Source organism: Arcticibacter svalbardensis MN12-7, assembly GCF_000403135.1.
In the GTDB taxonomy this organism is placed as follows: domain Bacteria; phylum Bacteroidota; class Bacteroidia; order Sphingobacteriales; family Sphingobacteriaceae; genus Arcticibacter; species Arcticibacter svalbardensis.
Window position 1 is genome coordinate 87,827 of record NZ_AQPN01000090.1, and the last position, 23,214, is coordinate 111,040.

The window sequence follows — 23,214 nt, forward strand, 5'->3', positions numbered from 1 at the left end:
CATTTGATTTCCCGGACAGAACTTTTCTGTGCGGGTTTCTTTTTTAATACATTTATTTCATATTCGGGATTTGATTTGATGTATATGTATGTGTACCGGAATTAACAACCCTTACCACTTAACTGGTATACTCCATTTCTGTACTGCAACTTGCCATCAACGAGTTTGGTCAATACTTTTAATATCTTTTCCAAGCTGTCGCCTTCAAAATCTACAGTTATACGGCAACTTTTCAATTTATCAGTCATTAAAACATGTACATCGTAATGACGTTCAATGTCTAGAATTACTTCAGCAAGTAGCCTATTGTTATAGATCATCCGTCCATTTACCCAAGCAATTAATGCAGAGGCATCAACAGTGTGTTCTGTTTTACTTAATATTCCTTTATCCTTTTTATAAACAACCTGCTGATTCCTAGTTATAAAACAGGTTTGATCTTTGAGAGATTCATCCTGTTGATAAACACCAACTTTCCCAGTTAACACAGTGACAAGGATGTCTTCATTCTCTGGATAAGCACTGATGTTGAAACTAGTCCCAAGTACTTGCGTGTTAATTTTATCTGTTTGAATGATAAAAGGTCTTTTTGTGTCATGGGCCACTTTAAAATACGCCTCCCCTTCTAATGAAACATGTCTGACATCATGTTTAAAAACCTTAGGGTAGCTTAATTTGCTACCAGAATTGAGCATGACGGTTGTGCCGTCCATTAAAACCACTTGAATTACCTTTCCTCTTGGAGCTGACTGCTCAACTAAAAGGCTTTTCGAATTTATACTCCACTGTTGTTTATTAAAATAATAAACAGATAAGGTTATGGAAGAAACCAGTATAACAGAGGCTGCTATTTTCAGAACCGTACGGATGGCCGTACTTCTTTTTTCAAGAACTATCTTTTGCAGAATATTGGTGTATACCTTTCTGTCATCAAAATTTTCATCCTGAGGGTATTTATTTTCAACGTTTGCACTTTTTTCTATTTGTTCAAAATAGCTTGTAATGCTCTTTTGAATCAACTTACTTTCCTGCTTTGTATATTTCTTTTTCATGCGACCGTATATGTACGATGCATAACAAGCAATCAGCCCCCAAAGAAAATAGAAACTATTTAAAAAATAAAATCACAAATAGAAGGATTATAAAATCACGCATTGTACTTCGCAATCTTCTTATGGCAATGGTTATTTGATTTTCTACTGTTTTTATAGAAAGATTTAATTGGATGGCAATCTCTTTATTAGATAGTTGTTTGTTTCGGCTAAGCGTAAATATTTGGGCACATTTAACAGGTAGATTCGCTAATTCTTTATGCAGATGAAGCTTTAGTTCCCTTTCCATTAGTTGATCATCTGCAGTCCGGCTATTCGTTAATGCAGCTATTTCGTCCAGATTAACCATTATTTTATGGCTCCTGATTCGCATTAAGATCCTGTTTCTGGCAGCTGTATATAAATACCCTTTTAATGATAAATTAATATTTAATGCGGATCGTTTTATCCATAAATCTGAAAACAAATCCTGTATCGCATCTTCACACTCTGCTTTATTCCGAATCAAGTTATAACAAGCATAATAGAGACTACTGGCGTACTTTTGGTATAGTAAAGAAAAGGCTTCACTGTCATCATTTTTAAGCCTTATTATGAGTTCATCATCTGAGTAAATAAAAGCCTGACTATGCATAATTAGAATTTATGCAAACCTAAACCCAATTATTTTAAAGCCGATTATGGTATTGTTAAGATATTGTGATTTCTACATTAAGGTAATTATTATATCCAAACACATTCGTTCTAGTATTATATAATTATTTAGCACACGATGAAGTTCTGATATGGAACTAATAGTCGTTGGTGGATGATAACTTGTACTCTTGTTGCTTATTTTAAGGCAAATTGCTTAAAAATCTGTTTTTAGTATATGTATTGACCTTTCTCAAGGTTACTTTATTCCATTTATAAACTGTTCTAATTCAGGTACTAATTTCGGATGTAAGGCCAGATCATCATTTGAATAAGTTGCTATATTAAGCTGTCTGTCAACAGGTCCTTCTTTTAATATATGGCTCATACCCTCTATGAGCACTAGCTTTGCCCCTGGATTAGCTTTTTTCAATTGCCTTGCATTTTCCACATTTACCTGAATGTCATGTGTTCCCTGTACAATCAAAACAGGCATTGTAAGCTTAGAGACTACAGTTTGTGGATTGTATTTCATCCAGGAATTTAGGTAAGGAAGAATGGATGAACGAAATTGTATTTCCAAACCGTTTTTAAGTTGTTGTCTCACCGGCTTACCTGCTTCAATGGTATCTAATACAGCTGAGGCTGATTTATAGTCATCAGCAGATAGAACTTCTTTATATTGAGACTTGATAATTTCGGTAATAGGAAACCCTGCTCCTGCTAGTGATATAAATCCGTCAGCCTTTTCCCGTTCACTGGCAAGCATTCCGATTAAAGAACCTTCACTATGTCCTGCCACAATAACTTTGGAAAAACGACTATCCTTTTTCAGAAATTTAATTAAGGCTGCCGCATCATCAACCATATCCTCAAACTTGGTATTAATTTCGCTCTCAGTGGTGGTACTTTGTCCAATTCCCCTTTTATCATATCGAAGCACAGCGATTTTATTTGCGTACAATTCATCACTTATCTTAAGAAAGTAATTGGATTTGCCTTTAATTAAACTTGAATTCCCATTTCTGTCCGTAGGTCCGGAACCTGCAATTAATAGTACCACTGGAATCTTAACTGATACTTTGGGTACTGAAAGTGTTCCTTTTAGCTCAGAACTAGTGGTCGTGATGGTAACGAGCTGCTCGGTGTCCTTAAGAGGAATTTGCTGACGTTTATCAACATTCACATAAAAACCTGCTAGTTTATTGTTTTGGTCAAAATGCAGATACAATACTGGTCCTGATTTTTCAAAAGGGCAAATATAGGTAGTGATGCCCTTATCTGCGCTAGTAAATTCAGTGCTCAGCAATTTCCCTAATTGATTTTTAAGCTGACTTATTATTGCAGGAACACTGCTTGCGGGCAAGCTTTTCTTCACTTCGTCTGAGCATAGCGAATAGAGACTATCTGCCTGGTCAGCATTGTAGTAGCTAACAAATTTTGCTGCTAAGTTTTTAGTAGTTTGAGTTTCTTGCGAATAGCCGTTTATCAGAATGAAAAACAGGCATGTGGTGATTAAAATAGGTTTCATCAGGTAGGTTTAATTATTTGAGGAGGAATGATTGAATCAAATGATTTAAGCTAATAGATAAGATCTCAGCCAGAACGAGTGCTATTATAAATCCAATAATGGCTTTAGTTTCTTTGATATTCAGGGATGTTTTAAACCCATTAAACAGTAAGGCTATCATCCATATGACTGGAATAAGCATAATAATACCGACAGCTATAACTGCATTACTGATATGCCCTGGCTGTATATTATGAAAAATAGGCAAAAATCCTAATAGCGCTACCAGTAACATAGGGGCACGTGAAAGAGCAACGGTTCCTGCAATATCAATAAAGCGGAATTTTGATTTAGAAAGAATCAGGCCTGCAATGAAAAAGGTAAGCACTACACTTCCCCAGGCTATTAATTGTTCGAGAGCGAACATTGAAAAAGGCGCCTGTAAACCTATATGTGCATCAATTGCACCATCAAAGTGTGTACGGCTGTAGAATGACAGCACAAGTGTAATGGCCATAAATACAAAGCCGATAACTAGCGCTTTCAGGCCGGCTATATAGGTAAAGGGATTGAATAGTCCTATTTTCATAGTTTTGATTTTTCGTTTTCCTGAAGTTTTACAATGATATCGTCTAATAGGTTTCTTACGGTAGGGTAGCTTAAGCCAAGCTGTTGAGCCATTACTTTGAGGCTCCCGCTGCTTTTTACAAAGTCTAAAATAAACTTCTGCTCATCTGGTGCTAGGCGCGCTAATATTGGAAGTGGAAACTTTCCTGAAACGGTAGTTTCGCAGGTAGTGCATCCTAAACTTGTCACCTGTAAGGGGGCAGAGCAACTTGGACATATATCAGGTAACTTTCTTTCAATGTTTAACATTATTGAGCATTTGATAAACAATATTAAACATTATATTAATTAAGTTAAAAATATTTATTTATTTTTTGAGTGGTTGGCAAAGAATTCATCGCATCCATACTAAAAATCCAAAATAGATTACCATACAAACTGAGCTGATAAAGACCATTCGCATTGCATTTTTGAAACTGGCATGCCTGGTATTTTGCATTGTTTTGCAAAACCACCAGGTAAAAAAGGTAAAGATGGGTGATATGCAGATTAAAAAGAGATAGAAATTAGTTAATGTGCCACTTGATTTCCAATAAAAGAAGGTCAGGATAAGGCCAATAACAAACAATGCACCGGAAAAGATAAAAGAGCCTTTATAGCCCAAAAGTAAGCTCAGTGTATGGTCTCCCCGCTTACTATCTTCCTCGTATTGGTAAATCTGGGTGAGCGGATAAGATGCACCGATCAGGCATGAACAAATAGCTCCTGCAATGATATCATGGCTCCTCCAACCGGTAAAAGGACTAATATTTACAAGTGCGAAGTAGGTGCTCCAATAAAAAAACACTCCCTGAAAAAAGAAGACCACTAAAAAACTTATTAATGGATACTTTTTTAATCGAATGGACGGATGGCTGTACATCTTTGAAATTACGCCATAAATAAGAACAGCAAATGCAAACCACCAGCTGATAAGAAATGACAATACAAAGGCTGCAATTTCGAGCAGCAAAGAAAAATAATACAGGCTGAGATCTACTTCTGGTGGCTTTTCTAATAGTGCTATACTTTTCTCATCCTTATCAAAATAGCTATTATACCCATTGCTAGCAGGAAAGGCAAGAAAGTGCCAAATAAAAAAAATCAGGAAAGCTTCGCCAATATGAAAAGCGGGAGTTTGACTTAAAGCAAATAAAAATACAGGAAACAAAAAAAAGGAGAACACCAGACGAAGATGTGCAAGGGCAGAACGGCTTGGTATGAGTTGTTTTGTATCCATACGAATAAATGGTACACTAAAATAATAATTAACAAATGATTATGCACTAGCTAATCACTATTAGAATTGCAAGAATAACTAAGTAAATTCACATAGATTGCGTATTTATACTATCATTAGAGAGTAGTTATAACGTTAGAATTGCTATAATTTCAATCAATCACTTTTTATTGATCAAACTCGTTTCATGAAAAATAATTATCCCTTTGTTTGTTCATTTTCGATTTGCTTTCATACTTTTGATACCTAAGTATATGGTAGCAGATTTACATTATAAACCGAAAAGAAAGGCTGAAGAAAGTAGCTCTAATGAATCCGTATATAAATCGTTTTTCGGTATGAAAGTTCCTGTGAACCCATCAGAAATAACAATAAACCCCTTTAATTTAAATTCTATACCTTTGTACCATGATCAACAAAAGTGAGATTGAGCAGAAAGTTGCTGAATTCTTGTTACAAATAAAAGCTATTAAATTACAACCGACCAAACCCTTTACCTGGGCTTCCGGGTTAAAATCGCCTATATATTGTGACAACCGTATCACGCTTTCATATCCATCCATTAGAACCTATATTAGGCAGAACCTTGCTGCTTTAATCCAGGAGGACTACGGATCTGTAGGAGTAGTTTGTGGTGTTGCAACCGCAGGCATACCGCAGGGTGTATTAGTTGCCCAGGAATTAGGATTACCTTTTGCCTATGTTCGGTCAGCAGCTAAAGAACACGGAACGGGAAGTTTAATAGAAGGTGAAATACATGAGGGACAACGTGTAGTTGTGGTGGAAGATCTGATCTCAACAGGTAAAAGCAGTTTACATGCTGTGGAAGCGTTACGCGCTGCGGGTTGTGATGTAGCTGGCATGGTTGCCATCTTTAGTTACGGTTTGACTGAAGCAACAGAAAACTTTAAAAACGCTAAATGTAGATTCTCTACTTTATCTAATTATAATGCACTGATAGAATATGCTTCTGAACATACCTATATCAGCAAGGAAGATGTTGAACTTTTAAGAAAGTGGAAGACTAATCCAAATGATTGGAGCGGTTCCATTTCTGAATCATTATAAAAGACGAAAATGACAGTTTTTGAAAGTAAAATAAGCATCAACAAACCTGTAGCGGATGTTTTTGCTTTTCTTAAAGATTTCAATAATCATCAGCAACTGATGCCCGATTCTATTTCCGAATGGGTATCTACTACGAATGATGCTAGTTTTGCAATCAAAAATATGTCCCGGCTTTCATTGAAGATCTCTAACCGGATTCCCAATAGCAGTGTCATCATTGTTCCGGCTAGTGCAGTTCCTTTTAACATAGAAATGCGTTGGGTTGTAACCAGTCTTGGTGAGGATACCACCGAAGCTATTCTCACTGTATCTGCCGAGCTGAATATGATGATGAAGGTGATGGCAAGCGGCCCATTAAAAAAACTTACTGATTTTCAGGTTACTGAACTTAAAAAGATATTGGGCTAGTAATTGACCACCATCCAAAGGGTTTATACTTCTTTCTTCTTAAAGGTTACCGATTTCTTCCAATAGTATAAGTATGGGTTTTGTACTTTTTCTTAGTAAAAGAGTGGCCAAATAAGCATATATTTCCGTTGTCAACTTGTTTAAAAACAGACTTTTAGTCACCTCATTTAAAATTTAACAGACAATATTTCACATCGGGCGTAACTATTTCACATTGGCAACTGTTTTGTTCTTAATGAATACAAAACAACAACAATAATGAATTTTAACAACTATACAATTAAAGCCCAGGAAGCCGTGCAAAAAGCTTCTGAAATAGCTACTGGAAATCAGCAGCAGGCGATTGAAAATGCGCACCTGTTAAAGGGTTTGCTGTTAGTTGATGAAAACGTTGTTAATTTCCTGCTGAAGAAACTCAACGTGAATGTCAACCGTCTGAATACCATACTGGACGCGGAAATACAAAGTTATCCTAAAGTCACTGGAAGTAATGTTTACTTATCTGCGGACACCAATAACACTTTACAAAAGGCACAGGGTTATCTTAAAGAGTTCAAAGATGAGTTTATATCTGTTGAACATATCCTGCTGGGACTTTTAGCGAACTCCGGTAAGGTAAGTTCTATGCTGAAAGATGCTGGTGTTACAGAGAAAGATCTTAAAAAAGCGATTGTCGACCTAAGGGGCAATAATAAAGTAACCGACCAGAATGCGGAAGCTACTTTTAATGCGCTGAATAAATATGCGCGTAACCTGAATGAATATGCGGAATCGGGCAAACTGGATCCGGTAATAGGCCGTGATGATGAGATTAGAAGGGTCATTCAAATTCTTTCCCGCCGTACTAAAAACAATCCCATTTTGATAGGGGAACCTGGTGTGGGTAAAACCGCTATTGCTGAAGGAATTGCCTTTAGAATTATAAAAGGTGATGCACCCGAAAGTTTGAAATCAAAGACTGTTTATTCCCTCGATATGGGATCCCTGGTTGCAGGAGCAAAATATAAGGGGGAGTTTGAAGAACGACTTAAGGCTGTAATTAAGGAAGTGACCCAAAGTGACGGAGAGATCATCTTATTTATAGATGAGATACACACCCTGGTAGGTGCTGGAGGTGGAGATGGGGCTATGGATGCTGCGAATATTTTGAAACCAGCATTGGCTCGTGGGGAACTGCGTGCAATTGGAGCGACTACGCTTAATGAATATCAGAAATATATTGAGAAGGATAAAGCACTGGAACGTCGTTTCCAAAAGGTGATGGTGGATGAACCGGATACTGCTGATGCTATATCTATTTTAAGGGGATTGAAAGAGCGTTATGAGTCGCATCATAAGGTTCGGATCAGAGATGAGGCTATTATTGCGGCTGTTGAACTTTCGCAACGTTATATTTCGGATCGTTTTTTACCAGATAAGGCTATTGACCTGATGGATGAGGCGGCTTCTAAATTGCGACTGGAAATGGATTCTGTACCGGAAGCGGTGGATGAGATTGAACGCCGGATTATGCAGCTGGAGATTGAACGGGAGGCGATTAAAAGAGAGAATGATACCAAGAAGGTGCAGGAACTGAGTGAAGAGATTGCAAACCTTTCTGCTGAACGCGATTCATTAAGGGCTAGCTGGCAGGGTGAAAAAGACCTGGTAGATGGCGCCAACAACCTGGTAGAGCAGATTGAAAATTATAAGCTGGAAGCGGAACAGGCGGAGCGTGCTGGTGATTATGGTCGTGTTGCAGAGATTCGTTACGGTAAAATTAAAGAAGCTCAGGATAAGGTTGAAGTGTTAAAGGCTGAGCTTGCTGAGAAACAGGTGGACAGCAGAATGCTGAAAGAGGAAGTTACGGCTGATGATATCGCGGGTGTGGTATCGCGCTGGACAGGCATCCCGGTTACTAAAATGGTGCAGAGCGAAAGGGTGAAATTACTTCATCTGGAAGAGGAACTGCATAAGCGTGTGGCTGGACAGGATGAAGCGATAGAAGCTATTTCGGATGCGATACGTCGTTCCCGTGCGGGTTTACAGGATAAAAACAGACCTATTGGTTCCTTTATTTTCCTTGGAACTACGGGTGTGGGTAAAACTGAACTGGCAAAGGCTTTGGCTGAGTACCTGTTTAATGATGAATCGTCCATGGTTAGGATCGATATGAGTGAGTACCAGGAACGGCATGCCGTTTCCCGTATGATTGGTGCGCCTCCGGGATATGTGGGCTATGAAGAAGGGGGACAGCTTACTGAGGCTGTAAGAAGAAAGCCATACAGTGTGGTTTTGCTTGACGAGATTGAAAAAGCGCATCCTGATGTGTTTAACATCTTGTTGCAGGTACTGGATGATGGTCGTTTAACGGATAATAAAGGCAGGGTGGTGAACTTCAAGAACACGATCATCATCATGACTTCCAATATAGGTTCGCACCTGATCCAGGAAAACTTCAGTTCGCTGATTGATAGCAACCGCGATGAGATTGTGGCAAAAACGAAAAATCAGTTATTCGAATTGCTGAAACAGACTATTCGTCCTGAGTTTTTAAACAGGATTGATGAGTTGATCATGTTTACACCGCTAGACCGGAAGGAACTGAGGGCCATTGTTTCACTACAATTTAAGCATGTTCAGGATACCCTGGCAGAGATGGGAGTTACGATAGAGGCTTCTGATGAAGCGCTTGATTGGCTTTCTCAATTGGGATATGATCCTCAGTTTGGAGCACGTCCGTTAAAAAGGGTAATTCAAAAACGGATTCTGAATGAGCTTTCCAAAGATATCCTGTCGGGTAAAGTGGATAAAGACAGTCATATTCTGCTGGATGTATTTGATCAGAAATTTGTGTTCCTGAACAAAGAGCTTTTGGAAAAGAATGAACCGGCTCAGGTATAATTAAACAAGTTTGATATAATTAACAAGTTTAGAGTTTTAGAGTAAAACAAGCTGTCCCTTTGCAGGAGACGGCTTGTTTTGTTTTATGGATATATTATAGATCCTGCTTATATTGTGAATTTACTTGCTTGATTATTTTGGGATGCAGGGTGTTTGTGGATCTCTATTTACGGTATTTGTAGGTGTCTATTTTAAGCGATCAGGTGAAGTACCTCCCCTATTGGTTGATTGGAATCGATGAGTATTCCAGTTAGGCCTGCTCCTTCTCCTGCTTCGATATCACGTTCTCTATCGCCAATAAAATAGGATTTGGAGGCGTCAATATTAAAACGGGCCACTCCTTTTTCAAGCATGAGTGAGTTGGGTTTGCGACAAAGGCATCTGCCGTTATAATCCGGATGATGTCGGCAATAATAAACTTCAGTAATATGAATTCCGTGTTTGGTATAGGCGGCGCGTAAAGCGTCATGCATTTCAGCTAACGTTTCTTCCGTATACCATCCTTTGGCCGTTCCGCCTTGATTCGTGATGATGATTAAAAGATATCCACGATCCTGCAGTGCTTTAAGGGGTACAAAGTTATGTTCCAAAATATGAAAGTCTTCCATCTTGCATACGTAATCTCCCATTTCCTGATTTAAAACACCATCTCGGTCCAGAAAAACAGCCTTATTTTTTTCCATTGGGCAAAACTACAATTCCTTTTTATCTGATTTGGGTGTTATAATCGAATTAACAGGATTAAATTAGTTTTTTTATCCTTTTTGCGATTAATCATAATACTTTTGTGGCAAAGTTAATTTTAGTAAATTAAACCATGTCAGAGATTAAACCAGAGAAAGAGTTCAAGCCTTATGTTGCTGCCGGCGAGCGGGTGGCGGAATTTACAGTCAAGTCAATCCTTTTGGGTGCCATATTTGGTGTCATTTTTGGAGCGGCAACTGTTTATCTGGCACTGAAAGCAGGACTTACGGTGTCTGCTTCTATTCCAATTGCTGTACTTGCTATTTCGATAGGAAGGAAGTTTTTTAAGACGACCATTCTGGAAAATAATATTATTCAGACTACCGGTTCCGCGGGTGAGTCTATTGCCGCAGGGGTCGTGTTTACCCTTCCGGGATTTCTATTTCTTTCTGCAGGCAGTAATGGAGAGGGTTTCTTTTCATACTGGCCTATTTTTATCCTGGCTGCTTTAGGTGGGATACTGGGAACATTGATGATGATTCCGCTGCGAAAATCATTGATTGTAGATGAACATGGCACGTTGCCTTATCCGGAAGGAACGGCCTGTGCTTCGGTATTAATTGCTGGTGAAAAGGGTGGCGATTTTGCTAAAACGGCATACCAGGGTTTGGGATTTGCATTTGCTTATGCAATTCTACAGAAGGTGTTTCACGTGATTGCAGAGAGTCCGGCATGGGTAACAGAACAAAGTAATCGTTATTTCCCTTCCGCTACGGTGAATGGGGAGATCACTCCGGAATATATGGGGGTTGGATATATCATCGGTCCTAAAATTGCGGGAGTGTTGGTTGCGGGTGGTGTTTTGGCCTGGTTGGGCTTAATTCCTTTGTTAGCCACACTTGTTCCTCAGGAAACTACCGCTCTTCAGTTGATTAAATTGGGTTATTTAAAAGATCTGGCCACTCCTGGTGGTGCGGGTGCTTGGGACCCGATTACCAAGACTTTCGCTGATTATGCAGGGGCGCTTTACAGAGCATACATCCGACAGATTGGTGCTGGTGCCGTTGCTGCCGGTGGTTTTATTACTTTGATCAAAACGATTCCAACTATTATATCTTCTTTTAAATCAAGTTTGGGTTCAATGAAAACCGGCGGTGACGTGACCGTTGTTAAAAGAACAGAAGATGATCTTTCTTTTAAGGTCGTGATATTTGGAAGTGTAGCCCTGATCGCGCTCATGATGATTCTACCGCAGGTACCTGGTGATACTATCTTTAATAAGTTCATTATCGGGATACTGGTGATTGTTTTTGGATTTTTCTTTGTTACGGTTTCCAGCAGGATTGTTGGTCTGATCGGTTCGAGTTCGAATCCTATCTCAGGAATGACGATTGCTACATTGATGGCCACTTGTCTGGTTTTTATCAGTGTAGGCTGGACAGGCAAATTATTCGAGCCTATGGCATTGGTGGTAGGTAGTATGATCTGTATCGCTGCAGCAAACGCAGGGGCTACGTCTCAGGATCTAAAAACGGGTTATATTGTCGGTGCTACCCCCCGCTATCAGCAGCTTGCGCTGTTTATTGGGGCAATTGTATCCGCAGTAGTAATTGGACTTACTTTATCTATTCTGGATCGTCCTACTGCTGCTATGCAGGCTCAGGGCATTATGCATGCGATTGGTACGGATGCATATCCTGCACCTCAAGGAACTTTAATGGCGACTTTGATTAAAGGCTTGTTGTCTTTTAACCTGGATTGGCAATTTGTACTGGTTGGTGTATTTCTTTCGATTACCATGGAGCTTTGTGGTGTTAAATCACTTTCTTTTGCTGTTGGTGCTTATTTACCTTTATCGACTACCTTGCCAATTTTTGCAGGTGGAGCAATCAAAGGAATCGTGGATATGAAGAACAAAAAGAAGGGTGTCGTTGAAGATGATGAGCTTGGTAAAGGAAGTTTATTTTCAACTGGATTAGTGGCTGGAGGAGCATTAATGGGTGTTATTTATGCCTTCTTTATGGCTTTTGAAACTACTTCCGTCCCTGTTGGAAAACTAAACATTGAGCCTTCTCTGGTAGGAAGTCTGGGTGAAAGTGGCTATCAATTGATGGGTTTCATCTTCTTTGTAATTATGGGTATTGCATTGTACCGCATTGGTATCTCAAAAAATAAAGAATAAATTAATATAAATTAGAATTGTTAAAAGCCCAAGAGTTAAATCATTTGGGCTTTTTATAGGCTCTTTTGTTAGCGTGTTTTCCGATTGATCATTTTGGACTTTAAAATAAAATTGCTAATTTTTGAATAATAAATCTCCTTTAAAGAGGCGATGTTCATCGTATGAATTTATAAAGTACTCTTTAAATACGATCATATGAAGAGAAACAAATTTATTGCTTCAATTTTAGCTTTCGCATCGGTGCCGCTTCTTTCTTTCTCTCCTATAAAAAACGCTTTTCAAAGGAAAGAAAAGGGTTTTAAAGTTAGTTCAAGGGAGGGAAGGATACATGGCCATATCAAGCTGAAAGGGGTGAACTCCAATGTATTGGATGTCAAAATATCTGGCACTGATACAAATGGCAATTTGGCCATATTTGAACAGACATCGCTATCTCCGGGCAGAGGAACACCATTGCATATCCACCCTGCGCAGGACGAAATATTTTACGTTATTGACGGTTCCTATCATTTTAAGGTTGGGGAAGAGTTGTTCGATTTAACTGTTGGCGACAGTATATTTTTACCTCGAAATGTACCTCATGCATGGACACAAGTATCTGAAAAAGGGACAATGACAGTAACGCTTCAGCCGGCAGGAAAACTGGAAAGTTTTTTTCTAACGATGTCTACTCTGGATCATGAGCCAAGTATGGAAGAAGTTGCAAAAATATTTGCTGCTAATGAAATGCAGGTAGTTGGACCGCCTTTAAAAATCAATTAGTAGATTATACAGTAAAGTCTTCTTTGGTGAAGATCAGAATAAAATGCGGAGTTGATATTTTGTTTAATGCTAGCTTCAAAATTTAGTTTTTGGGGCTTTTATTTGAGTATTTCCTGCCATTTTTAAAGGAAAGCTTTCAGATCCGTAACTACGAGAAAACCTTAAATTTTGTACAGATCAGTGTTCATTTCTGTTGGAATATCGCCTTAAGAAATAAAAATTAAAATTTATTTTAAAAAATTATTTGATTAATAAGCGGCTCTGTTTGATCAACAAGTCACTTTTTAACTAATTACACCTTCAAACTCTGGTAAATTGGCTTGTATTGTATGTTTAAACGCTTGATAATCAGGATTCTTTTTAGTTGATTTGTCAGCATAAACCAGATTATAATGAAAAGAATAATACTATTTGGCCTCTCGGGTCTCTTTCTGCTCATGGCCTGTGAAAAAAAGACCAGTAAATCTCAAAATAGTTTTTTAGTACGATTAAAGCAAACACAGGATACGGTTGATATTTTTCATAGCCAGATTCTAAAGGACAGGGTTATCACTAACCTGAATAAATATGTACGTGACAATGCTTTAACATTTAAAGACTGGAATTTTAAAGTCGAAAATATCATAGGAGATCAGGTTAACTTGAAAAGCACCATCCCTGGCGATTCTAGTATTTACGGGGTTAAGTTTGCGATACAAATCCCCACAGCTGAATCAAAGATAAAGACTGATGTTTCAAAGCTGAAAGTAGGTGATCTGTTTGAAATGAATGGCGATATGGCTATGGCTACTGAAGATGGCAGAGTGTCTATGAATAGTTATTTTGCTTCAGATTCTACGAACATTGTTAAGTTAATGCCAAAAGAAATAAAATTGTAGTAAATAAGACTTTAACAAAATTCATAAAAGGTAAAGGTTGTAACTAAATTTTGTTAAAAGAGACTGCTTCATCAAGCAGTCTCTAATTTTTTATAACCCTTTTAACCAAGTAACGACTTCATCGCGAGTTTTACCGGTCTTAGTTTGAAGGCGTCCGTATAACTCATCTTCTTGACCTTCCTCATATGTCAAATCGTCATCAGTCAGATCACCATATGCTTGTTTTACTTTACCTTTCATTTCGTTCCACTTTCCTTTTAATTCTAGCTTATCCATGATATTATGTTTTAATTAGATATTATAGAGTAACAAGGAACTAAAAAATTTGTTCAAAATATTTAAAAAGCACCATTTTTTATCTCTTCTATTACACCGGGATCCAGCAGAGTACTGGTATCTCCAAGATTACTGGTCTCCCCTTCTGCAATCTTTCGAAGGATCCTCCTCATGATTTTCCCTGAACGTGTTTTAGGAAGACCTGTTACGAATTGAATTTTATCCGGCTTGGCTATAGCGCCTATTAAACGAGTAACGGTCTTTATAATATCTTTCTTTACCAGTTCCTTATCATTGTGCGTAGAAGAGCCTAAAATAACGTAGGAATAGATTCCCTGCCCTTTTATAGCATGCGGATAACCAACAACGGCACTTTCTATAACATCGGCATGCATATTTATGGCGTTTTCTACTTCTGCAGTACCGATCCGATGTCCGGATACATTCAATACATCATCTACCCGTCCGGTAATTTTATAATAACCATCATCATCCCTCAAACAGCCATCCCCTGTAAAATAAAGGTTTTTATACGCTGAAAAATAGGTTTGACGGCATCGTTCGTGGTCGCCATAGGTAGTACGCAACATGCCGGGCCATGGGTACTTAATACATAGATTCCCGCTGACTCCATTTCCTTTAATGATCGCCCCGCTTTCATCAACCAGACAGGGTTGAATGCCGGGAAGAGGTAAAGTGGCATACCCAGGTTTTGTGGGCGTAACTCCGGCAATGGGACTGATCATAATTCCTCCGGTTTCGGTTTGCCACCAGGTATCTGCAATAGGCGCCTTTCCTTTGCCTATCTTTTCATCAAACCAATGCCATGCCTCTTCATTGATGGGTTCTCCTACGGAACCTAATTTAGTGATCGAACTGAGATCTTTTCCATTCAAAACATCGTCACCAAAGCTCATTAAGGACCGAATAGCGGTAGGCGCGGTATATAGAATATTCACTTTGTATTCATCCACAATATCCCAAAAACGGTCGGGACCCGGCCATGTAGGGATTCCTTCGAAGAGCAGGGTTGTGGCACCCTGACTTAAGGGTCCATAAACAATGTAAGTATGTCCGGTGATCCAGCCAATATCTGCTGTGCAGAAATAAACTTCTTCGGGCTGGTATTGAAAGACATTGGCAAAGGTATATCCGGCATAAACCATGTACCCCCCACATGTATGTACGATGCCTTTTGGCTTTCCGGTGGAACCCGAAGTATAGAGGATAAATAACACATCCTCCGCATCCATTTCTTCGGCTGGAAAATCATGTTTACCCATGGTTTCTACCTTTTTGATTTCATCTTCCCACCATACGTCCCGACCTTTGATCATGGATACGGGTGTGCGGCTACGGGTTAAGACAACTACTTTGGTTACGCTCTTGCATTGTACAAGGGCATCGTCAATGACTTCTTTTAAAGGGATGTCTTTGGGACCGCGGAATCCTCCATCGGCAGTGATTACTAAAGAACAATCTGCGTCATTTATCCTGTCGGCAATGGATTGAGCTGAAAAACCTCCAAATATAACGGAGTGGATAGCACCGATACGGGCGCATGCCAGTACGGCAATTGCCAGCTCTGGAACCATAGGCAAATAGATGCAGACACGGTCGCCTTTTTTTACCCCATTATTTTTCAATACATGTGCAAACTGGCAAACTTTTTCATACAACTGCTTATAAGTCAGGACACGATGTGCTTCATCAGGATCATTGGGCTCCCAGATAATAGCAGGTTTATCTCCGTTTAATACGAGATGCCGGTCCAGACAGTTTTCAGTTATATTCAGTTTTGCTCCTTCGTACCATTTTATTTCTGGCTCTTTGAAGTTCCATTTTACGACGTTATTCCATTTTTTTCTCCATTGGAAATTCTCGGCTATTTCAGACCAGAATTTTTCGGGATGGGAAACACTATAATTGTATACTTCAGTATAATTTTCAAAAGAAGAAACTTTTAATGATCTCATTTCAATGCGGTATTAATGTATATTAAAACTAAACGGAGTCAATCTCCTTACTATATTCGCCCTTAAAAGCGTAATATCCAAATAAAATAAACCCAATTATAATGGGAATAAAAATGGTTATAATGACTAACCAGAACACGTAATCTTCGGGATGCACCGAAGTAGATCCGAGGACGGTTATGGCCTTGTAAAAGAGAAATGCAGCAAGTGAAATCCCAGCTAAAAGCCAGATGATGCCAAGGTATTTTCTAAGTAGGTTCATTTTAATCGTTTGCTGTATTGTAAGTACTTTTGTTAATATAAACCATTCCGATAATTAAACAGATGGTGGCAACACCAATCGGATACCAAAGACCATCAAAAGGTGTAGCGCCCGGAAGAGAGGTTAAACTGATGGCAATGAATGGGGTAAGTCCCCCGAAAACCCCATTTCCGATATGGTAGGGCAATGACATAGAGGTATAACGGATATTTGTTGGAAATAGCTCAACGAGGAAAGCGGCGATAGGACCATATACCATGGTAACGAATAAAACTTGCACAAAAACTAGGCCTACCAGCATCCAGAAGGATCGGGTAGAAAGATCAACTTCGGATTTCAGTACTGCTTGTTGTTCAGGCAATTGAGAAGATATTATACGACTGACTGTTCCATCAGTATAATGCGTTTCCGTCGTCCGGGTTACTTTATTTTCACCGCTCTCTGTTTTAGCTATTTCATTTTTAATTTGCAATTGAGCGGGCATTTCGGTTTTTATACTCAAGTCGGATAAGGCATACATTTGTTTATAGATAGGCCTATAAAAAAGGATACCGCATAACAAACCCGCCATCATAATATTTCGCCTGCCGATCTTATCAGACCAACCTCCAAATACAACAAAAAATGGTGTGGCAATGAGGAGCCCTATAGCGATAATATAGTTGGATTGAACGAATTCAATATTCATGGTTTTCTGAATGAATGAAAGCGCGTAAAATTGACCGGTATACCAGATAACACCCTGTCCTGCTGTTGCTCCAAATAAAGCAAGCAGAACCATTTTAAGATTTTCTTTCCTTCCGAATGACTCTTTTAAAGGATTTTTAACAGTCTTGCCTTCAGCCTTAATTTTAGCAAAGAGAGGCGATTCGTGCATTCTCATTCGAATCACGATGGAAACGATAACCAACAAGGAAGAGAGTAGAAATGGGATCCGCCAGCCCCAGCTGTTAAAAGAATCGACGCCAATAACATGTCTGGTTAAAAGAATTACGCCAAGTGACAGGAACAGACCCATTGTGGCTGTAGTTTGAATAAAACTGGTGTAGAAACCTCTTTTATTGGCAGGGGCATGTTCTGCTACATAGGTAGCTGCACCACCATACTCACCGCCTAATGCTAAACCCTGGACAAGTCGTAGAATTAATACCAGGATGGGTGCGCCATAGCCAATGGTAGCAAAGCCGGGAATGAGGCCGATGGCAAAGGTTGATCCACCCATGAGCACAAGCGTAAGCAGGAAAGTGTATTTACGACCAATAAGGTCACCTAGTCGCCCAAAAACTAATGCTCCAAAAGGACGGACAATAAATCCGGCCGCAAAAGTGGCTAGTGTAGAAAGGAATGCGGCTGTAGGATTAGCCAATGGGAAAAATTGAGTAGAGAGAATAGTGGCCAGACTTCCGAAGATGTAAAAGTCATACCACTCGATAAGCGTACCCACCGAAGACGCGGTAATAACACTCCATAGCTTACTTTTGCCTTCGACAGGAACCAGCATCTGAGGATCATTCATACTTGAGTTTATATTTGTTAGTGGGCATTAAATTAGACATATTAAAGAACAGTACAGAAATAAATTTATAAAAAATATGGAATAGTAATCTTCTGTATAAAAACCTGTATAAAATTGCTGGTTTATAGATTTTGAAATATTTAGGTAAATAATATTGCTTGTTAAATTAATTCTTATGATATTTGCAAACTCTAAAAGAGGCTGATTTTACAATAAGATACACAACATAGTCATGTCGAGAATTTGTGATTTAACAGGAAAAATGGCAATGAAAGGTTTTAACGTTTCTAACTCAAACGCTAAAACTAAACGCAGATTTTATCCTAATTTGAAAGTAAAGAAATTTTACATCCCTGAAGAAGGGCGCTGGATTACGCTGAAGGTATCAACCTCAGCAATCAAAACTATTAATAAGAACGGAATCAGCGCCGTGATTAGTAAATTCCTTAAACAAGGATTCATTTAATAAAGTAAAAAAATAAAAAATGGCTAAGAAAGGTAACCGTGTTCAGGTAATTTTAGAATGCACTGAACATAAAGCTAGTGGCGAACCTGGGATGTCTCGTTATATCACCACAAAGAACAAGAAGAACACTACTGAACGTTTAGAATTAAAGAAATTTAATCCGTTCCTTAGAAAGGTAACTGTTCATAAAGAAATTAAATAATCCAGGTTGTACCTGATTAAAATATAAAAGATGGCAAAGAAAGTAGTTGCAACCCTTAAAACAGGAAAAGGCAAAGAATATTCTAAGGTAATCACGATGGTTAGATCTGAAAAGACTGGCGCCTACACTTTTAAAGAAGCTATTGCTCATAACGATCACGTTAAAGATGCTCTTGCTGAAATTAAAAAAGTATAGTAATCAAATTCCTTTAAAAACTGTAAGGAGCCGTCCCGATTTATATCAGGAGGGCTTTTTTTGTATAGTCAGCACATTTCATCACAATGGGATTATTCGATTTTTTTAAAAAGAAGGAAACCACGCCGATCGAGCAGGAAGCTTTAGATAAAGGCCTGGAAAAGACCAAAAATGGTTTGTTCTCCAAACTGACAAAAGCAGTAATTGGAAAATCGACTATTGATGACGAGGTGCTCGATAATCTGGAAGAGATATTAGTTACCTCTGATGTAGGTGTTTCTACTACGCTTAAGATCATTGAGCGGATTCAGGAACGGGTTGCACGTGACAAGTTCTTTGGCACTTCTGAGTTAAATAACCTGTTAAAGGATGAGATTCAGCAGCTTCTTGCAGAGAACAACAGTAATGATTTTGAGAAGTTCGAGTATGGCAATTATAAGCCGTATGTGATCATGGTGGTGGGTGTAAATGGTGTTGGAAAAACGACTACGATTGGAAAATTGGCTCATCAGCTAAAAGCTTCGGGAAATAAGGTTGTACTTGGTGCAGCTGATACTTTTAGAGCTGCAGCTGTGGATCAACTGAAATTATGGGGCGAACGGGTAGGTGTACGTGTGGTGGCTCAACCTATGGGATCTGATCCTGCTTCGGTGGCTTTCGATACGCTTCAATCTGCGGTAGCCAACGGCGATGATGTAGTTATTATTGATACTGCCGGACGTTTGCATAATAAAGTGGCCCTGATGAACGAGTTAACAAAGATTAAAACAGTGATGCAGAAAGTAGTGCCTAATGCTCCTCATGAGATTCTGCTGGTTTTAGATGCTTCTACCGGACAAAATGCAATTGAACAATGTAAGCAGTTTACTCAGGCTACAGATGTAAATGCGCTGGCACTGACAAAACTGGATGGAACTGCTAAAGGTGGTGTAGTGATTGGAATTTCAGATCAGTTTAAAATTCCGGTTAAATATATTGGTGTTGGTGAGGGAATTGATGATTTACAGCTATTTGACAGGAAAGAATTTGTAAACAGCCTGTTTAAATAATTTGCTAAGAAGGGAACGATATGATAACGAAGATTGCAAGTAAAAAAGGATTAATTAAAAAGCCTAAGGTGAATGTAATCACACTGGGTTGTTCTAAAAACATATACGATTCGGAAGTACTTATGGGTCAGTTACGGGGTAACATGATCGATGTGGTGCACGAAGCTGATACCGTTTCGAAGGATGATATTATCGTAATCAATACCTGTGGCTTTATTGATAATGCCAAACAGGAATCTATTGATACAATATTACAGTATAGTGAATTAAAAGCACAGGGAAAGGTTGCAAAAGTAATTGTCACTGGTTGCCTTTCTGAACGTTACAAACCTGAACTTCAAGCTGAAATAACAAATGTAGATGCCTACTTCGGCACCAATGATTTAAAGGATATTTTATCTAGTCTGGGTGCCGACTATAAGTATGAACTACTGGGTGAGCGTCTTTTAACGACTCCCTCCCATTTTGCTTATTTTAAAATAGGTGAAGGTTGTAACCGCCCATGTTCATTCTGCGCGATCCCTTTGATGAGGGGTAAACATGTTTCCAAGCCGATTGAAGAGCTGGTGAATGAAGCAAAATTGCTGGTTCGTAATGGAACAAAAGAACTCATTTTAATTGCACAGGATCTTACGTATTATGGTCTTGATATCTATGGTAAGCGAAATCTGGATGAACTGTTACGTCATCTTTCTGATGTAAACGGCGTAGAATGGATCAGGTTGCAATATGCTTATCCTTCTGGTTTCCCCATGGAAATTCTGGATGTGATGAATGAGCGTGATAATATCTGTAAATATCTGGATATGCCTTTACAGCATATCAGTGATTCGATGCTGAAATCAATGCGTCGGGGCATTACCAAACAGAAAACGTTGGATCTGGTTAGTGCTATCCGTAACAAGGTGCCTGAAATTGCTTTACGTACTACTTTAATTTGTGGGTATCCTGGTGAAACTGAGGCTGACTTTAATGAGATGAAGGATTGGGTACAGGAAACCCGTTTCGATAGATTGGGTTGTTTTACCTACTCTCACGAAGAGAAAACGCATGCTCATGTACTTATTGATGATGTACCAGCAGAACTGAAAGAACAAAGGGTTGAGGAGATCATGAATATTCAACAGGAGATCTCATTGGAGAAAAACGAGGACAAAGTGGGCAAAACTTTTAAAGTTTTGGTTGATAAAAAAGAAGGTGAGTATTTTGTGGGTCGAACAGAATTTGATTCCCCCGAAGTAGATAATGAGGTGCTATTGCACGCAGAGACTAATTATGCCACTGTTGGTAGTTTTGTTCAGGTCAAAATTGAACGGGCTGATGACTTTGATTTATATGGAAGTATTGTCAAATAAAGTAATACATCCCGGAGTTATAAAAAATAGCTCTAATTTCGCCTTAGGATGAAAGCAACATACATCGAATATCACGAAACAAATAGTTTTTCATCCACAGCTTTAAGTTATCTGGCTGGGGATTCTAAAATCCAACCTTTCATTTCTCATTTTCCTACTATAGCTAATTTTGGTCGTCTGATTGAGTCCAGAAGGGTTACTACAGACAGATTAGTGCTCAGAGATGTACTAACAAGGCAATATTTGGAAACGTTAGATTCGAGCTTACCATCCCAGTTGAAGGTAAATGAAAACATTGAGCTTCTTTTAAGAGACACAACTTACACGATTACTACGGGGCACCAACTGAATATCTTTACTGGTCCCCTTTATTTCATTTATAAAATAGTAACGGCAATTAACCTTTCAAGGGAATTGAAGCAGGCTTATCCCGATAAGGATTTCGTCCCTGTATATTGGATGGCTACTGAGGACCATGACTTTGCAGAGATTAACCACGTTAAGCTATTTGGGAAGAACATCAATTGGGAGTTGGATGCGAGTGGTGCTACAGGTCGTTTAAATCCGGAAACCATTGCTAAAGCGTTAAAGACCTATCAGAGTACACTGGGAATCTCAAAGAATTCAGAAAGACTGGCCTCTATTATTGAAGAGGCGTATTTGAATCATAATACCTTAGCATCTGCTACTCGTTATTTAGTTAATGCCCTCTTTTCCAGCTACGGATTAGTTATCGTTGATGCAGATGAGAAGGAATTTAAAGCGCAGTTTGCGTCTGTTATAGAAGAAGATATTTTTAATAAAATAAGTTCAGCTGCTATTACTGAAGCTACTAACAAACTAAAAGAAGCGGGTTTTGAACCACAGGTTAATAGTCGGGAAATCAACTTCTTTTATATGAAGGATGATTTGCGCGAACGCCTTGTAGAGGAAAAGGGTGTTTATTACCTGTTAAATTCGGAGATCCGTTTCAATGCGGAAGAGCTGAGGAATGAAATCAAGGAACATCCGGAACGCTTTAGTCCTAATGTTGTCATGCGTCCTTTGTATCAAGAAATCATACTTCCTAACCTTGCTTATATAGGTGGTGGGTCTGAGTTAGTATACTGGCTGCAGTTGAAACAATGTTTTGATGCATATAAGGTAGATTTCCCTATTTTACTTCTTCGTAATTCGGCTATGATTACGGATGAGTCTTTCGGTAGTAAACTATGTAGGCTTCATATTCCTGCTAAAGATATTTTCAAGAGTACGGACATCTTACAAAATGAATGGGTATTAAGGAATACGCAAAATGTCCTGAACTTGTCAGATGAGCGGAAAGAGTTCCAGTCTATTTTTGAAAAAATCAAACTAAGGGCTTATAAAATCGACCCCACATTAGCCCCAAGTACGGAAGCAGTAAAAGCAAGATTGTATCATACACTTGAAAATCTGGAGAAGAAATTCCTAAAAGCTGAGAAAAAGAATCATGAAGGTGCACTCTCTCAAATAGAGGGCCTGCGCACTAAATACTTTCCGGGTAATAGTTTACAGGAAAGGTCAGAGAATTTCGGTTTATTCTTTGTTAAATATGGTGATGGTTTTATAGCAGAACTGATCAAGTATTTTAAACCTCTTGATTTCAAATTCACTATTATTGAGCCGTAGTTAGCTTCAAAATATTATTGAGCTTAAGCTAAACTAACGCTGCACTCTTTTCTGGATTTAGAGTGACATATATTCTTAAAACTTGTTTGATTTATTACTATTGACTTAATAAGCATTAGAAAATTCCATTTATTGGACTTAGCCTAACTTTCATGCTTAAGAATTGATTTTAAATTACCATTTTTAACAACTTAGTTAGCTTCGAATTATTCTATGTGATTAGATTAATCATCGTTCTTAAGAGTTGATTTGAAATTTATCTCGAATAAGACTTAGCCAGCTTAGAATTATTCTTTGTAATTTATTTAGCTTGATAATCGTTCTTAAAGTTAATTTTAAATTTACCAGGATTAAAACTTGA

Annotated in this window: 23 protein-coding genes; 12 read left to right on the forward strand and 11 right to left on the reverse strand. The window is 38.6% G+C overall.

Features of this window, described 5'->3' with window-relative positions; translation table 11 throughout:
- Positions 1-101: 101 nt before the first annotated feature.
- The 6 genes from ADIARSV_RS11980 to ADIARSV_RS12005 all read right to left on the reverse strand — a co-directional run bounded on the left by ADIARSV_RS11980 (position 102) and on the right by ADIARSV_RS12005 (position 5,041).
- Positions 102-1,052: a FecR family protein gene (locus tag ADIARSV_RS11980; protein WP_016195793.1), complete on the reverse strand. Its 951-nt coding sequence runs from the start codon at positions 1,050-1,052 to the stop codon at positions 102-104.
- Between the two features lie 55 nt (positions 1,053-1,107).
- Positions 1,108-1,686, reverse strand: a complete 579-nt coding sequence (locus ADIARSV_RS11985; protein WP_016195794.1) for an RNA polymerase sigma-70 factor — start codon at positions 1,684-1,686, stop codon at positions 1,108-1,110.
- 258 nt (positions 1,687-1,944) lie between these two features.
- Complete coding sequence (locus tag ADIARSV_RS11990) at positions 1,945-3,216, reverse strand: alpha/beta fold hydrolase (RefSeq protein ID WP_016195795.1); 1,272 nt, start codon at positions 3,214-3,216, stop codon at positions 1,945-1,947.
- A gap of 13 nt (positions 3,217-3,229) precedes the next feature.
- Positions 3,230-3,784, reverse strand: coding sequence for a YIP1 family protein (locus ADIARSV_RS20660; RefSeq protein ID WP_016195796.1), 555 nt, complete (start codon positions 3,782-3,784; stop codon positions 3,230-3,232).
- On the reverse strand, positions 3,781-4,071 hold the full coding sequence (locus ADIARSV_RS12000) for a DUF2089 family protein (protein WP_040299916.1): 291 nt from the start codon (positions 4,069-4,071) through the stop codon (positions 3,781-3,783). Before ADIARSV_RS12000 ends, ADIARSV_RS20660 begins: the two co-directional genes overlap by 4 nt.
- Before the next feature lie 85 nt (positions 4,072-4,156).
- On the reverse strand, positions 4,157-5,041 hold the full coding sequence (locus ADIARSV_RS12005; protein WP_016195798.1) for a UbiA family prenyltransferase: 885 nt from the start codon (positions 5,039-5,041) through the stop codon (positions 4,157-4,159).
- A gap of 408 nt (positions 5,042-5,449) precedes the next feature.
- Between ADIARSV_RS12005 and pyrE the strand changes: the two genes are divergently transcribed.
- From pyrE to clpB, 3 genes are all read left to right on the forward strand, one after another.
- Positions 5,450-6,109, forward strand: a complete 660-nt coding sequence (gene pyrE / locus ADIARSV_RS12010; protein ID WP_016195800.1) for an orotate phosphoribosyltransferase — start codon at positions 5,450-5,452, stop codon at positions 6,107-6,109.
- A gap of 9 nt (positions 6,110-6,118) precedes the next feature.
- On the forward strand, positions 6,119-6,517 hold the full coding sequence (locus ADIARSV_RS12015; protein ID WP_016195801.1) for an SRPBCC family protein: 399 nt from the start codon (positions 6,119-6,121) through the stop codon (positions 6,515-6,517).
- Between the two features lie 258 nt (positions 6,518-6,775).
- Positions 6,776-9,400, forward strand: coding sequence for an ATP-dependent chaperone ClpB (clpB, locus tag ADIARSV_RS12020; protein ID WP_016195803.1), 2,625 nt, complete (start codon positions 6,776-6,778; stop codon positions 9,398-9,400).
- A 191-nt stretch (positions 9,401-9,591) separates the two neighbouring features.
- Here clpB and ADIARSV_RS12025 read toward each other — a convergent pair whose 3' ends face one another.
- The gene (locus ADIARSV_RS12025) at positions 9,592-10,083 is read right to left on the reverse strand and encodes a D-glycero-alpha-D-manno-heptose-1,7-bisphosphate 7-phosphatase (protein ID WP_016195804.1); all 492 of its coding nucleotides are present in this window, start codon (positions 10,081-10,083) and stop codon (positions 9,592-9,594) included.
- A gap of 134 nt (positions 10,084-10,217) precedes the next feature.
- On the opposite strand from ADIARSV_RS12025, the gene ADIARSV_RS12030 reads away from it, so the two are divergent.
- From ADIARSV_RS12030 to ADIARSV_RS12040, 3 genes are all read left to right on the forward strand, one after another.
- A complete protein-coding gene (locus ADIARSV_RS12030; RefSeq protein WP_016195805.1) occupies positions 10,218-12,266 on the forward strand; it encodes an OPT family oligopeptide transporter in 2,049 nt (682 codons plus the stop codon).
- A 195-nt stretch (positions 12,267-12,461) separates the two neighbouring features.
- Positions 12,462-13,028 (forward strand): cupin domain-containing protein, encoded by a 567-nt coding sequence (locus tag ADIARSV_RS12035; RefSeq protein ID WP_016195806.1) that lies wholly within the window; start codon positions 12,462-12,464, stop codon positions 13,026-13,028.
- 392 nt (positions 13,029-13,420) lie between these two features.
- Entirely contained in the window at positions 13,421-13,906 is a 486-nt protein-coding gene (locus tag ADIARSV_RS12040; RefSeq protein ID WP_040299918.1) for a hypothetical protein, read from the forward strand.
- Positions 13,907-13,996: 90 nt separating this feature from the next.
- Here ADIARSV_RS12040 and ADIARSV_RS12045 read toward each other — a convergent pair whose 3' ends face one another.
- From ADIARSV_RS12045 to ADIARSV_RS12060, 4 genes are all read right to left on the reverse strand, one after another.
- Positions 13,997-14,182, reverse strand: coding sequence for a CsbD family protein (locus ADIARSV_RS12045; protein ID WP_016195809.1), 186 nt, complete (start codon positions 14,180-14,182; stop codon positions 13,997-13,999).
- A gap of 62 nt (positions 14,183-14,244) precedes the next feature.
- Complete coding sequence (gene acs / locus ADIARSV_RS12050) at positions 14,245-16,158, reverse strand: acetate--CoA ligase (RefSeq protein ID WP_016195810.1); 1,914 nt, start codon at positions 16,156-16,158, stop codon at positions 14,245-14,247.
- A 28-nt stretch (positions 16,159-16,186) separates the two neighbouring features.
- Entirely contained in the window at positions 16,187-16,420 is a 234-nt protein-coding gene (locus ADIARSV_RS12055; RefSeq protein ID WP_016195811.1) for a DUF6814 family protein, read from the reverse strand.
- A 1-nt stretch (position 16,421) separates the two neighbouring features.
- Positions 16,422-17,936 carry an MFS transporter gene (locus ADIARSV_RS12060; protein WP_016195812.1) on the reverse strand — a complete coding sequence of 505 codons (1,515 nt, stop codon included), beginning with the start codon at positions 17,934-17,936 and terminating at the stop codon, positions 16,422-16,424.
- 232 nt (positions 17,937-18,168) lie between these two features.
- Between ADIARSV_RS12060 and rpmB the strand changes: the two genes are divergently transcribed.
- The 6 genes from rpmB (at position 18,169) to bshC (ending at position 22,853) form a co-directional block, all read left to right on the forward strand.
- Complete coding sequence (rpmB, locus tag ADIARSV_RS12065; protein ID WP_040299920.1) at positions 18,169-18,402, forward strand: 50S ribosomal protein L28; 234 nt, start codon at positions 18,169-18,171, stop codon at positions 18,400-18,402.
- 19 nt (positions 18,403-18,421) lie between these two features.
- Positions 18,422-18,604, forward strand: a complete 183-nt coding sequence (gene rpmG, locus ADIARSV_RS12070) for a 50S ribosomal protein L33 (RefSeq protein WP_016195814.1) — start codon at positions 18,422-18,424, stop codon at positions 18,602-18,604.
- A gap of 30 nt (positions 18,605-18,634) precedes the next feature.
- Entirely contained in the window at positions 18,635-18,799 is a 165-nt protein-coding gene (locus ADIARSV_RS21170) for a DUF4295 domain-containing protein (protein WP_016195815.1), read from the forward strand.
- A gap of 86 nt (positions 18,800-18,885) precedes the next feature.
- Complete coding sequence (ftsY, locus tag ADIARSV_RS12075; protein ID WP_016195816.1) at positions 18,886-19,848, forward strand: signal recognition particle-docking protein FtsY; 963 nt, start codon at positions 18,886-18,888, stop codon at positions 19,846-19,848.
- 20 nt (positions 19,849-19,868) lie between these two features.
- Positions 19,869-21,203 (forward strand): 30S ribosomal protein S12 methylthiotransferase RimO, encoded by a 1,335-nt coding sequence (rimO, locus tag ADIARSV_RS12080; protein ID WP_016195817.1) that lies wholly within the window; start codon positions 19,869-19,871, stop codon positions 21,201-21,203.
- A 48-nt stretch (positions 21,204-21,251) separates the two neighbouring features.
- Positions 21,252-22,853, forward strand: coding sequence for a bacillithiol biosynthesis cysteine-adding enzyme BshC (gene bshC / locus ADIARSV_RS12085; protein ID WP_016195818.1), 1,602 nt, complete (start codon positions 21,252-21,254; stop codon positions 22,851-22,853).
- The last annotated feature ends 361 nt before the right edge of the window (positions 22,854-23,214 follow it).